Below are 10,870 nucleotides of genomic sequence, written 5' to 3'. Positions count from 1 at the left end.
CCGCGATGTCGGACGGCAGCCGGCGACCAGGTCGCAGCCGGTGCAGGCCCCGCCGCACGTCTCCGGGGCCGGGAGCTCGGCCACCAGCGCGGCGGCGGCCCGGTCACCCAGCGCCCCGCCCACTCCGGCGAGCAGCAGCACGGCGACGGCGGACACCCCGGTGACGACCCAGGCCAGGGCGGCCGGCGGACCGGACAGCACGACGGCACCGCCGACGACCCCGATCGCCCCCGCGGCACCGAGCAGCGGCGCCGCGACCCGGTTCGCGGCCACGAACGCCGGCCCGCTGTGCAGGCTCGACCGGGTGCGGACACCGGCGAACCGGTTGCGCGGGAGCCGGGCACGCCCGCCGAGCACGGCGACCGCGACCAGCACGGCACCGATCAGCACCAGCAGCACGCCGAGCACGAGGCGAAGGGTCATGGGCACCCCACCAGCCTAGATACCGCGCACCCGGCACGCCCTCCCGCCCACCGTGACGCTCCTCCCCGCCACGGCACCGCCCGTCCGGGCCGCGGCGAACCGGTTCGTCCGGGTTCCGGCACCCCGGCTACCCTGGGCCGCATGTGCACGGCTCGCCGGACGCTCCGACTCACCGGCGCCGCACCGAGTTGAGCTCGACTCCCGGCGCGGCGACGACCCCTCCCGACTGACGGGAGGGGTCGCGTGTGTTCCGGCCCCGAAGTGTGCGGGCCGTCACGACATTCCTCGAGGTGAAGCGGACATGACCACCGACATCAGCCCGGCCGACAGCGCGGCCTCTCCGGTCGACGACGGTCGGCAGACGCCCCCGTTCCGCTACGACGCCGACATGGCGGGGCGCATCGAGCGCAAGTGGCAGGACGTCTGGGAGCAGGCCGAGACGTTCCACGCCCCGAACCCGGGCGAGCCCGGCTCGGAGCGGCCGAAGGTCTACCTGATGGACATGTTCCCGTACCCGTCCGGGTCCGGGCTGCACGTCGGGCACCCGCTCGGGTTCATCGGCACCGACGTCCTGGGCCGCTACCTGCGGATGACCGGGCACAACGTGCTGCATCCGATGGGCTTCGACGCGTTCGGCCTGCCCGCCGAGCAGTACGCCGTGCAGACCGGGACGCACCCGCGCGCGACGACCGAGGCGAACATCGCCCGCTACCGCGCGCAGCTGCGTCAGCTGGGCCTGGCCCACGACCCGCGCCGCTCCGTCGCGACGACCGACGTCGAGTTCTACCGCTGGACGCAGTGGATCTTCCGGGAGATCTTCGAGGCCTTCTACGACACCGAGGCCGGCCGGGCCCGCCCGATCTCCGAGCTGCGCGCCGAGTTCGAGGCCGGCACCCGCGCCGTCCCGGACGGCCGCGACTGGGCCTCGCTGGACGAGCACGCCCGTCGTGACGTGATCGACGGCCACCGCCTGGCCTACATCTCCGAGGCGCCCGTGAACTGGTGCCCGGGGCTGGGCACGGTGCTGGCCAACGAGGAGGTCACCGCCGACGGCCGCAGCGAGCGCGGCAACTATCCGGTGTTCCGGCGCAGCCTGAAGCAGTGGAAGATGCGGATCACCGCCTACGCCGACCGGCTGGCCGACGACCTGGACCGGGTCGACTGGCCGGAGTCGGTCAAGGCGATGCAGCGGAACTGGATCGGCCGCTCCGAGGGCGCACAGGTCCGGTTCGCCACCGCCGGCGCCGACATCGAGGTCTTCACCACCCGCCCGGACACGCTGTTCGGCGCCACCTACATGGTGCTGGCGCCGGAGCACCCGCTGGTCGAGCAGATCGCGCCCGCCGCGTGGCCGGACGGCGTCGACGAGCGCTGGACCGGCGGTGCGGCGACCCCGGCCGACGCCGTGACGGCCTACCGGACGGCCGCCGGACGCAAGTCCGAGCTGGACCGCCAGGAGAACAAGGACAAGACCGGTGTGTTCACCGGCGCCTACGCCACGAACCCGGTCAACGGCGTGGAGATCCCGGTCTTCGTCGCCGACTACGTCCTGATGGGCTACGGCACCGGCGCGATCATGGCCGTCCCCGGGCAGGACCAGCGCGACTGGGACTTCGCGACGGCGTTCGGCCTGCCGGTGATCCGCACCGTGCAGCCCACCGAGGGCTTCGACGGCGAGGCGTTCACCGGCGACGGACCGGCGATCAACTCGGCGAACGACGAGATCAGCCTGGACGGCCTGGGCGTCACCGACGCCAAGCGCGCGATCATCGACTGGCTGACCGCGCGCGGGGCCGGGGACGCCGTCGTCCAGTACAAGCTGCGGGACTGGCTGTTCTCCCGCCAGCGCTACTGGGGCGAGCCGTTCCCGATCGTGTGGGACGAGCACGGTCCGATCGCCCTGCCCGAGGATCAGCTGCCGGTCGTGCTGCCCGACGTCGACGACTACGCCCCGCGCGCCTACGACCCGGCGGACGCGAACACCGAGCCGGAGCCGCCGCTGGGCCGCGCCGTCGACTGGGTGAGCGTCGAGCTGGACCTGGGGGACGGCCCGAAGACCTACCGCCGCGAGACGAACACGATGCCGCAGTGGGCCGGCTCCTGCTGGTACTACCTGCGCTACCTGGACCCGGGGAACTCCGAGCGGTTCGTCTCGAAGGAGGCCGAGCAGTACTGGATCGGCAAGGACCTGGCCCGCTCCGCGGCGGACCCGGGCGGCGTCGACCTGTACGTCGGCGGCGTCGAGCACGCCGTCCTGCACCTGCTCTACTCGCGGTTCTGGCACAAGATCCTGTTCGACCTGGGGCACGTGACCAGCGAGGAGCCCTTCCACAAGCTGTTCAACCAGGGCTACATCCAGGCCTTCGCCTACACCGACGCCCGCGGGCTCTACGTCCCCGCGGAAGAGGTCGTGGACGACGCCGACGGTGGTTTCACGTGGAACGGTGAGCCCGTCACCCGGGAGTACGGGAAGATGGGCAAGTCGCTGAAGAACGTGGTGACCCCGGACGAGATGTGCGACCGCTACGGCGCGGACACGTTCCGCCTGTACGAGATGTACACCGGCCCGATGGAGGCCTCCCGGCCCTGGTCGACGCGGGACGTCGTCGGACCGCAGCGGTTCCTGCAGCGGGTGTGGCGCAACCTGGTCGACGAGAACACCGGCGAGATCCGGGTCGCCGACGACGAGCCGGACGAGCCGACGCTGCGCGCGCTGAACAAGGCGATCGCCGGCGTGCACCAGGACCTGCCGGCGCTGCACTACAACACCGCGGCCGCGAAGCTGATCGAGCTGAACAACCACCTGACGAAGACCGGTGGCCAGGTCTCCCGTCCGGTGGCGGAGTCGCTGGTGCTGATGCTGGCACCGCTGGCCCCGCACATCGCCGAGGAGCTGTGGCAGAAGCTGGGCCACGACGAGACGCTGGCGTTCGCGCCGTTCCCGGTGGCCGACGAGCGCTACCTGGTGGCCGACACCGTCGAGTACCCGATCCAGGTCAACGGCAAGGTCCGATCCCGGATCACGGTCGCCGCGGACGCGGGCCAGGACGAGGTGAAGGCCGCGGCGCTGGCCGACGAGAAGATCGTCGCGGAGCTGGGCGGTGCGGAGCCGCGCAAGCTGATCGTCGTGCCGGGACGCCTGGTCAACGTCGTCAAGTAGGGTCCGCGCCCGCCGAGCCCGGGAACGCGATCACGCTCCCGCCCGTTGTCGGGGTGGGAGCGTGATGCGTAATGGTCGGAAGCCTGCTGACCCTGATCGTGCTGGTGGCCGTGATCGCCGGCGTCGTCTGGCTGGTGCGCCAGCGCAGTGCGGAGAGGACGAACGAGCTCGAGGACGCCAAGTCCGAGGCCCGTCGCTGGGTGGAACGCCTCGGTGGTCAGGTCTACGCCCTGAACGGCACCGACGACGCGTCCAAGCAGGCCCTGGCGGATGCGTCCGAGCGGTTCACCGCCGCCGGGTCCCAGATGGAGCAGGCCCGCACCACCGCGCAGACCCGCCAGGTCACCGAGACCGCGTACGAAGGGCTCTACTACGTGCGCGCCGCGCGGACCGCGATGGGGATGGACCCCGGTCCGGAGCTGCCGCCGTTGCCCGGCCAGGCCCGCGCCGGTGCGGTCACCGAGAACCGTGAGGTCGAGGTCGAGGGCCGTTCCTACGGCGCGTCGCCGGAGCCCTCGGACCGCAACAGCCACTTCTACCCCGGCGGGACCGTAGCCGGACGCCCGGTGCCGCGCGGCTGGTACTCCGAGCCCTGGTGGAAGCCGGCGCTGGTCGCCGGTGCCTGGGGTGTCGGCTCGGCGCTGCTGTTCACGTCGCTGTTCGCCGGTATGTCCGGCGCGGCCTACGCCGACGGGTTCTCCGACGGCGCCGCGATGGACGGCGGCGACATGGGTGGCGGGGAGCTCGGCGGCGGCGACCCGGGAGGCGACATGGCCGGCGACGGCGGTGGCTTCGGCGACGACGGCGGCGGGTTCGACTTCGGCGACCTCTTCTAGGGATCGCCCACGGACGAGCCGGGGCTCAGCCGCCCGGCCCGGTCCGGGTGCGCCGGGACGGTTTCGCCGGCATCCGGGTGGCGGCGCCGTTGCCCACGGCCGGTGGGCTGCTGCGCTCAGGTGCGGCGAGCCAGTCGACCACCGCGTCGACGACGAACGTCGCGTCGGTCAGTGCGGCGACGGCCTCGGCGTCCGGCGTCGTCTCGTAGGAGTGGTCGGCCAGCCAGTAGCGGTTGAACAACGACCGCAGCAGACGTCCGGCCTGCGGTTCCAGGGCCCGCTCGCGCACGACGCGGCGGACGAACGCGGAGACGACGTCGGAGTGCTGGGCGCGGGTCTCCCCCAGCACCAGCAGCGCGGTCTCCGCGGCGTAGAACGCGGCGTGGAACGCACGCGAGACGGCCGCGGCGGTGAAGCCGTTCTCGGTGAGCAGCCGTGCGGCGGCGAGCTCCTGCCGGGCCCGGGCGATGCCGGTCTGGTTCATCGGACCCGCACCGCCTCGGCGCGGGCGCGGATCACCGTCGGGTCGGCGGGGCGGGCCATCGCGGCCTGGCTCACCGGCAGCGCCGTGATCGTCAGGCCGGACCGTTCGGTGTGCCGCCAGAGCACCTCGTCCATCCGGCGCAGCTCCTCCCAGGCCGAGCCCGGGTCGTCGAGGACGACGAGCAGGTCCAGGTCCGACTCGACCGACCCCTCCCCGCTCGCCCACGACCCGAACAGCAGGACCTGGCGCAGCTGCGCGCCGTAGAGCTCGGCGAGGTCCTCGGCGACGGCGGCCGGCACGTCCTCGTTGGTCGGTGCCGGGTCTGGGTAGCGGGCGCGCTCGCGGGCGGCGTCGGCGTCGGAGATCAGGTCGTTCGCGGCCAGCCAGTCGACGGCCCGGCGGCGCGATCGGGCGTCGCGGAAGCGGTACCACTGGTCGCGGACCTCGGGGAACTCGAACAGCGTGTTCTTGAACCGGCGGAACGCGCCCCGGCCGTCGATCGCGCGGTCGAGCAGGCCGGCGGCCCGGCGGTCGTGCACGCCGCGGGTGAACTCCGACATGTCGCGGTAGCTGTCCCCGGACGTCGTCGAGTCGATCTCGACCCAGCCGGACGGGTCGTCGTCGCCGGTGTGGGCGGTGATCTCACCCCGCGTGGGGTGCAGGAACCATCGGGTGCCGGGCGTCCGGTCGTCGAGGGCGCGTGCGAGCTGCCCGAGATCGACCCGTGCCGGATCCAGCATGACCCGATGCTATGCCACCGTCCCGCTCGGACGGATCCCCTTCCGGCACGGTCTGTTCCGTGTCCGGATCGAGACCGGAGACGTGCGCAGACGGCGTAACGCACGTCACGTTCCGTGCGAGAAGTGCTCTGAATCCGATGACCGGATCACTTCCGTCTCTGTGAGGTAGCCATGCAGTGGTACCTGAAGGTGCTCCGCCAGTACGCGGACTTCAGCGGTCGCGCGCGCCGCAAGGAGTTCTGGATGTTCGTGCTGTTCAACGTGATCGTCGCGATCGTCCTGTCGATCCTGGACAACGCGCTGGGACTGAGCACGAGCACCGCCACCGAGTCCGGCTTCTACTACAGCGCCGGCATCCTGACCTCGATCTACCAGCTGGCGGTGCTCATCCCGTCGCTCGCCGTGGGCGCCCGGCGCCTGCACGACACCGGCCGATCGGGCTGGTGGCAGCTGATCGCCTTCATCCCGCTGGTCGGGGCCATCATCCTGATCGTGTTCTGGGCCTCCGACGGCCACCGCGGCCCGAACCAGCACGGCCCGAACCCGAAGGAGCTCGCCGCTCCCGGCGCCCAGCCCTACAACATGGCCTGAGCTCAGCCCTTGTCTGTCGAGGCGTCCCCGTGCCCGTCGGTGCGGGGACGCTCGAACGCCGAGCCGATCAGCACCAGGGCCCAGATGCCGATCGGGAAGATCGGCCAGAACGCGGTGAACTCGCCGGCGAGGAGCGAGATCATCCCCCAGATGCCGAGCAGCAGCACCGAGGTGCCGGCCCAGGAGCGCCACTCGCCGTACCACTCGGTCCGTGCCTCGCGGCGTTCGACGGCCTCGCGTTCGCGACGCACGCTCGGCAGGTTCTCCCGCTCCACCACCGGGAGGTCGCCGACGAGACGGTCCAGGTCCGCGCGCACGACGGCGGCGTAGGACTGCTGGACCCGCTCGTCGAACTCGGTGAGCGAGAGGCGTCCCTCGTCGTGGGCGACCTGCAGCCGCTCGGCGGTGGCGGCCCGGTCGGCATCCGAGACCCGCATGTTCTGCTCGTCCGGACCCTCGGCCATGTCATCGACGGTACCGGGATCTGCGGGCCGATGACGTCCGTCGTTCGACCGATCCCCACCGGCCCGTCCGCGTCCGACCGGGCGGTGCCGTACCGGACTGTGCTGTACCGGACTGTGCCGGCCCTCAGCCGCCCGGGCGCAGCACCACCTCGGTCAGGTGGGCGTCGGGGCTCGCGGTGACCGCGGCCAGCACGGCGGCGGCGACGGAGTCCGGACGCAGGAACTTCGATCCGTCGTACTCACCACCCTCGTGTTCGACGACGGCCCGCTGCATCGCGGTGTCCACCCGCCCCGGGTGCACGGAGGTGACGCGGACGCCGTGGCCCGACTCCTCGGCGCGCAGCGCGTCGCCGAACGCGCGCAGCGCGAACTTGCTCGCCGCGTAGGAGCCCCAACCGGGCCGGGCGGCCAGCCCCGCCCCGGAGTTGACCAGCACGACGTCGCTGCCGCCGTCGGCACCGGCCGCGCGCAGGGCGGGCAGCAGCAGCCGGGTGAGCTCGGCGACGGCGACGACGTTGACCTCGAACTGGCGCCGCCAGGTGTCCGCGTCGGTCTCGGCGACGGTGCCGAGCATGCCGACCCCGGCCGAGTGCACGAGCACGTCGAGACGGTCGATCCCGTCGACGGCGGTGGCGAGCGCGGCGTCGTCGGTCAGCTCGACCGGCCAGATCTGCGCGCTCCCGGGGCCGCCGGTCAGCTCCGAGGCCACGGTCTCGAGCCGTCCGGCGTCACGCCCGCCGAGAAGGAGGTCGTAGCGCGGGGCGAGCAGGCGCGCGACGGCGGCGCCGATGCCCTGCGAGGCACCGGTGACGAGGGCGAGGGGACGGCGGGGAGCGGTCATTCCGGCGACCTTACGGAAAACGCGTGCGGTCCCCGGCGCTGGAACGCACCGGGGACCGTCACACGGGGGTGTCCGTCAGATCCGGCGGGCCGAGTTGAACGGCATCCGGTCCATGTCGGACACCTTCACCGGGGTGCCGCTGGTGCTGGCGTGCACGATCTGCCCGTCACCGATGTAGATGCCGACGTGGCTGACCGGCTTGTAGAACGTGACGATGTCGCCGGGCCGCAGGGCGGACTTCGAGACCGGGCTGCCGGCCGAGGCCAGCGCACGGCTGGTGCGCGGCAGGTCGACGCCCTCCTGCTCGAAGGCCCAGTTCACCAGGCCCGAGCAGTCGAATGCGTTCGGTCCGGTGGCGCCCCAGCGGTAGGGCGAACCGACCTTGCTCATCGCGTTCTGCACGGCGGACGAGCGGGTGGCCGCGGCCTTGGCGGCGGCCGGGAGGGCGGCGGGTGCGGCCTGGGCGGCCGGCTCGACGGCGCGGCTGACCGGAGCGGTGTCCGGCCCGGCGGGAGCGGGCGCCGCGGTGGCGGCGGTGAGGGGCAGCACGGCCAGGGCGGCGGTGGCGGCGAGCGTGGTGGCCAGGACGCGGAGCGGGCCGCTCGGACGGAGCGGGCGCGGGCTGTCGTGGGTCGTGCTGGGCGTCGTCGCGATGGGGCGCTGGGACACGGGGTGTTCCTCGGGTGATCGCACCGCCGCGGCACCGGACGCGGAGGTCGATCCCGCGCCGCTCGCCTGCAGCGGTGACCCTGCGTCCGATGCTCCGGTCGAGCGCCGGTCCAGCAGGGCCGGACCGCACATTACGAACCGATCACGGAGTTATTAATGACGCACATCTCAAAGAGCGGGTAAATATTCGTGATCGCGCTCACCGGAAACAAAAATGAATGTTTCCGAAAAGAAAAGGGTGTCGAATGCGAAGGGCCCGGCCGTGGAACGAACCACCGGCCGGGCCCTTCGTGGAGAAGGAACGCGAGGTCAGGACGTCGCGTCGCCCCGGATGAACGCCTCGACGGCGTCCCGGGCGTCGCTGTCGCGGTACTGCTCCGGCGGGGACTTCATGAAGTAGCTCGACGCGGACAGGATCGGGCCGCCGATCCCGCGGTCCATGGCGATCTTCGCCGCGCGGACCGCGTCGATGATGATCCCGGCCGAGTTCGGGGAGTCCCAGACCTCGAGCTTGTACTCCAGGCTCAGCGGGACGTCACCGAACGCGCGGCCCTCGAGCCGGACGTAGGCCCACTTGCGGTCGTCGAGCCACGCGACGTAGTCCGACGGTCCGATGTGCACGTTGGACCTGCCCATGTCCCGGTCGACCTGCGAGGTCACCGACTGGGTCTTCGACGTCTTCTTCGACTCGAGCCGCTCGAGCTCCTTCATGTTCAGGAAGTCCATGTTCCCGCCCACGTTGAGCTGCATCGTGCGGTCGAGCTGCACGCCGCGGTCCTCGAAGAGCCGGGCCAGCACGCGGTGCGTGATGGTAGCCCCGACCTGGGACTTGATGTCGTCGCCGACGATCGGGACGCCGGCCGCACGGAACTTCTCCGCCCACTCCGGGTCCGAGGCGATGAAGACCGGCAGGGCGTTGACGAAACCCACGCCGGCGTCGATCGCGCACTGGGCGTAGAAGCGGTCGGCGTCCTCGCTGCCGACCGGCAGGTAGGACACCAGGACGTCGGCACGGGCCTCGCGCAGCGCCGCCACCACGTCGACCGGCTCGTCGTCGGACTCGGTGATCGTCTCCCGGTAGAACCGGCCCAGACCGTCGAACGTGTGCCCGCGCTGCACGGGGACCCCGAGCGGCGGTACGTCGGCGATCTTGATGGTGTTGTTCTCGCTGGCGGCGATCGCGTCGGACAGGTCCTGCCCGACCTTCTTGGCGTCGACGTCGAACGCGGCCACGAACGTCACGTCGCGGACGTGGTAGCCGCCGAAGTCCACGTGCATCAGCCCGGGGACCTGGGTGGCCGGGTCCGCGTCCGCGTAGTAGTGGACGCCCTGGACGAGTGACGCCGCGCAGTTGCCGACGCCGACGACGGCGACACGAACCTGGCTCATGTCAGGCTCCTCCTCATTGCTGGTCGTTCTGCGGTGTCCGGAGGACGGGGTCCTCCGGGATGTCCCCGGCGTCGTCGCCGGAGGGGTTCTGTGGTGCCGCCCCACCCGGCACGCCCTGTTCGGCCCGTTCGGTGGCGATCAGCTCGTTGAGCCATCGCACCTCGCGTTCGGTGCCCTCCAGGCCGAGCCGGTGCAGCTCGCGGGTGTAGCGGTCGATCTGTTCCCCGGTGCGGCCCAGCGTGCTGCGCAGGCCCTCCCGGCGTTCCTCCACCGCGCGGCGGCGGCCCTCCAGGATGCGCATCCGGGTCTCGGCCGGTGTGCGCGAGAAGAAGGCCAGATGCACGCCGAAGCTGCCGTCGTCCCAGGCCTGCGGGCCCGCGTCGGCGACCATCTCGGCGAAGCGCTCCTTGCCCTCGGCGGTGATCCGGTGGACCCGGCGGCCACGTCGCCCGCGCCGCGGCCAGGTGGTGGCCTCGGCCGGGTCGGGATCGGCCTCGTCGTCGGCCTCGACGATGAGGCCGGCCCGGGTGAGCCGTCGCAGCGCCGGGTAGAGGGAGCCGTAGGAGAACGCGCGCAGCCCGCCGAGGCGCAGGCCGAGCTGCTTGCGCAGCTCGTAGCCGTGCAGAGGACGTTCCTGCAGCAGGCCGAGGATGGCGAACTCGAGCATTCCTCGCGCCTCCTCCTCGGCTCCGGTGCCTCCGGCGTGCAGCGGCCCGGGATCGTCCGGGCCGCCGGCACACCGGCGTCCGGGTGTGACCCGGTGCGTGCGTCACTATATCGATCCGATACATCGACCGCTGACGATCGAGATCGCGATCACAGCCGCGCGCGAACTCCGGAGGTGTCCTGATCCCCGGCGCGCGTACGCTGGTCGGGTGCTCAGCCCGCGACAGGTGGTGGACTACGCCCTGCAGCGACGTGCGCTTCTGGCGGACGTCGCCGCCGGTCGCACGACGCTGGCCGCGGCCTGTGACGCGGGTGCCTACCTGCAGCGCGCCGCCCGTTTCCACGGTGAGCCGATGGACCGGACCTGCCCGGTCTGCCGCAAGGAGAAGCTGACCCAGGTCTCCTGGGTGTTCGGCGAGGGCCTGCGCCAGATCTCCGGATCGGCCCGTCGCCCGGAGGAGCTCGAGCAGCTGGCCGCGCACCACGCGGAGTTCTCGGTGCACGTGGTCGAGGTCTGCCGGACGTGCGGATGGAATCATCTGCTCCGGTCCTTCGTCCTCGGCGCCGGTCGCACGACCCGACGCAGGACCGCAGGCGAGTGAGCCCC

The 10,870-nt window shown here is 72.1% G+C and carries 12 protein-coding genes; 4 read left to right on the top strand and 8 right to left on the bottom strand.

What is annotated here, in order from left to right; translation table 11 throughout:
• Window positions 1-423, bottom strand: a 423-nt coding sequence (locus EV383_RS30455) for an SdpI family protein (RefSeq protein ID WP_130293615.1), incomplete at its 3' end; no start/stop codon positions are given.
• A 301-nt stretch (window positions 424-724) separates the two neighbouring features.
• Here EV383_RS30455 and leuS point away from each other — a divergent pair.
• Together leuS and EV383_RS30445 are read left to right on the top strand one after the other, a co-directional pair.
• A complete protein-coding gene (leuS, locus tag EV383_RS30450) occupies window positions 725-3,583 on the top strand; it encodes a leucine--tRNA ligase (protein WP_130293613.1) in 2,859 nt (952 codons plus the stop codon).
• Between the two features lie 71 nt (window positions 3,584-3,654).
• Entirely contained in the window at window positions 3,655-4,419 is a 765-nt protein-coding gene (locus tag EV383_RS30445) for a hypothetical protein (RefSeq protein ID WP_130293611.1), read from the top strand.
• 25 nt (window positions 4,420-4,444) lie between these two features.
• On the opposite strand, the gene EV383_RS30440 is transcribed toward EV383_RS30445, so the two are convergent.
• Entirely contained in the window at window positions 4,445-4,903 is a 459-nt protein-coding gene (locus EV383_RS30440) for a HEPN domain-containing protein (protein ID WP_130293609.1), read from the bottom strand.
• Window positions 4,900-5,643: a UPF0158 family protein gene (locus tag EV383_RS30435; protein ID WP_130293607.1), complete on the bottom strand. Its 744-nt coding sequence runs from the start codon at window positions 5,641-5,643 to the stop codon at window positions 4,900-4,902. The genes EV383_RS30440 and EV383_RS30435 overlap by 4 nt, the downstream gene beginning before the upstream one ends.
• A gap of 171 nt (window positions 5,644-5,814) precedes the next feature.
• Between EV383_RS30435 and EV383_RS30430 the strand changes: the two genes are divergently transcribed.
• On the top strand, window positions 5,815-6,234 hold the full coding sequence (locus EV383_RS30430; protein WP_130293605.1) for a DUF805 domain-containing protein: 420 nt from the start codon (window positions 5,815-5,817) through the stop codon (window positions 6,232-6,234).
• A gap of 2 nt (window positions 6,235-6,236) precedes the next feature.
• Here the strand turns inward: EV383_RS30430 and EV383_RS30425 are convergent, their stop codons facing one another.
• The 5 genes from EV383_RS30425 to EV383_RS30405 form a co-directional block, all read right to left on the bottom strand.
• Complete coding sequence (locus EV383_RS30425; protein ID WP_130293603.1) at window positions 6,237-6,698, bottom strand: DUF1707 SHOCT-like domain-containing protein; 462 nt, start codon at window positions 6,696-6,698, stop codon at window positions 6,237-6,239.
• A gap of 124 nt (window positions 6,699-6,822) precedes the next feature.
• On the bottom strand, window positions 6,823-7,539 hold the full coding sequence (locus tag EV383_RS30420; RefSeq protein ID WP_130293601.1) for an SDR family oxidoreductase: 717 nt from the start codon (window positions 7,537-7,539) through the stop codon (window positions 6,823-6,825).
• 75 nt (window positions 7,540-7,614) lie between these two features.
• Entirely contained in the window at window positions 7,615-8,208 is a 594-nt protein-coding gene (locus EV383_RS30415; RefSeq protein ID WP_242623383.1) for an NlpC/P60 family protein, read from the bottom strand.
• A 309-nt stretch (window positions 8,209-8,517) separates the two neighbouring features.
• A complete protein-coding gene (locus tag EV383_RS30410) occupies window positions 8,518-9,597 on the bottom strand; it encodes an inositol-3-phosphate synthase (protein WP_130293597.1) in 1,080 nt (359 codons plus the stop codon).
• Between the two features lie 13 nt (window positions 9,598-9,610).
• The gene (locus tag EV383_RS30405) at window positions 9,611-10,264 is read right to left on the bottom strand and encodes a PadR family transcriptional regulator (protein ID WP_130293595.1); all 654 of its coding nucleotides are present in this window, start codon (window positions 10,262-10,264) and stop codon (window positions 9,611-9,613) included.
• Window positions 10,265-10,472: 208 nt separating this feature from the next.
• Between EV383_RS30405 and EV383_RS30400 the strand changes: the two genes are divergently transcribed.
• Entirely contained in the window at window positions 10,473-10,865 is a 393-nt protein-coding gene (locus tag EV383_RS30400) for a DUF5318 family protein (RefSeq protein ID WP_130293593.1), read from the top strand.
• Window positions 10,866-10,870 lie beyond the last annotated feature (5 nt).

Source organism: Pseudonocardia sediminis (assembly GCF_004217185.1).
GTDB classification, from domain to species: Bacteria; Actinomycetota; Actinomycetes; order Mycobacteriales; family Pseudonocardiaceae; genus Pseudonocardia; species Pseudonocardia sediminis.
This window is presented reverse-complemented; position numbering and strand designations above follow the sequence as displayed.

What these genes read in the sequence shown, in the direction of transcription:
- EV383_RS30430 (WP_130293605.1), top strand. Translation starts at nt 5,815, where the DNA reads ATGCAGTGGTACCTGAAGGTGCTCCGCCAGTACGCGGACTTCAGCGGT.
- EV383_RS30435 (WP_130293607.1), bottom strand. Translation starts at nt 5,643, where the DNA reads ATGCTGGATCCGGCACGGGTCGATCTCGGGCAGCTCGCACGCGCCCTC.
- EV383_RS30425 (WP_130293603.1), bottom strand. Translation starts at nt 6,698, where the DNA reads ATGGCCGAGGGTCCGGACGAGCAGAACATGCGGGTCTCGGATGCCGAC.
- EV383_RS30410 (WP_130293597.1), bottom strand. Translation starts at nt 9,597, where the DNA reads ATGAGCCAGGTTCGTGTCGCCGTCGTCGGCGTCGGCAACTGCGCGGCG.
- leuS (WP_130293613.1), top strand. Translation starts at nt 725, where the DNA reads ATGACCACCGACATCAGCCCGGCCGACAGCGCGGCCTCTCCGGTCGAC.
- EV383_RS30405 (WP_130293595.1), bottom strand. Translation starts at nt 10,264, where the DNA reads ATGCTCGAGTTCGCCATCCTCGGCCTGCTGCAGGAACGTCCTCTGCAC.
- EV383_RS30420 (WP_130293601.1), bottom strand. Translation starts at nt 7,539, where the DNA reads ATGACCGCTCCCCGCCGTCCCCTCGCCCTCGTCACCGGTGCCTCGCAG.
- EV383_RS30440 (WP_130293609.1), bottom strand. Translation starts at nt 4,903, where the DNA reads ATGAACCAGACCGGCATCGCCCGGGCCCGGCAGGAGCTCGCCGCCGCA.
- EV383_RS30445 (WP_130293611.1), top strand. Translation starts at nt 3,655, where the DNA reads ATGGTCGGAAGCCTGCTGACCCTGATCGTGCTGGTGGCCGTGATCGCC.